The sequence below is a fragment of the Pseudoalteromonas sp. 120-MNA-CIBAN-0494 genome, assembly GCF_040308885.1.
GTDB classification, from domain to species: domain Bacteria; phylum Pseudomonadota; class Gammaproteobacteria; order Enterobacterales; family Alteromonadaceae; genus Pseudoalteromonas; species Pseudoalteromonas nigrifaciens.
The window spans coordinates 1-418 of sequence record NZ_JBEOOE010000102.1; the positions used below are offsets into that span (position 1 = coordinate 1).

At 44.0% G+C, this 418-nt stretch carries 1 protein-coding gene; it reads left to right on the top strand.

The window, feature by feature from the left end:
• Window positions 1-186 precede the first annotated feature (186 nt).
• Complete coding sequence (locus AAEY55_RS18170; RefSeq protein WP_350552621.1) at window positions 187-321, top strand: hypothetical protein; 135 nt, start codon at window positions 187-189, stop codon at window positions 319-321.
• The last annotated feature ends 97 nt before the right edge of the window (window positions 322-418 follow it).

The following is a 418-nucleotide window of genomic DNA, read 5'->3' on the forward strand; positions in this document are numbered from 1 at the left end:
AACTGGGATCGAAGTTCAATTTGAGATAACTCCGAGAACACAACAAAGTATTATCCATTGGATTCAAGAAGTTAAATTGCAACCCAGTGATTATTTGTTTCGGAGTATACGTCGCTCTAATCAACCAATAAGCTATTCATATTACAGGTCTATCATCAGGAGCTGGGCTGAGCAATTAGGACTTGATTGCGACTTGGGGACAAGAAAACCTTCGATGATAAAAACGCCATATCGATTGCACAACCTCTCTGCGAAGCAATAATGTCGATGACCGCTCGTACCCGTTTATCCTCAGGGCGCGATGAAAGCGCAGGACTATAGACTAGCCCTACCGCTTTATTGTGAGCGTCTAGCGAACTACACCTATGTTTTAAAATTCCAGGGTAACAAGCTGTCGATATCGGGCTCAGGCTGGCAC